At 64.6% G+C, this 257-nt stretch carries 1 protein-coding gene; it reads right to left on the minus strand.

What is annotated here, in order from left to right; all coding sequences use genetic code 11:
• A partial coding sequence (locus AC1RQI_RS17330; protein ID WP_481905850.1) for an IS66 family transposase occupies positions 1-257 on the minus strand: 257 nt, incomplete at both ends.

A 257-nucleotide genomic window follows, 5' to 3' on the forward strand; every position in this document is an offset into this window, starting at 1 on the left:
AACAGCACCGTGGGCTGGCCCGGCGGGCCGCCCCGGGTGACCCAGATCCATTTGTCGGATTGGGCCGTTTTGCCGTCCTCCTTGAGCACCTGCATGCGCGTCTCATCGGCCTGGAGGTAGTCGCTGGTGTTCTGCGCCTCGCGCATGAGGTTAGTCAGTGGCTTGAACACCTCACTCAGGCGGATGATCCAATGCGCCATGCTGGTGCGGCTGAGCGGATGCCCGAGCCGCGCCAGCATGGTCTCCAGTCGGTACAG

The organism is Salicola sp. AFF1 (assembly GCF_056783195.1).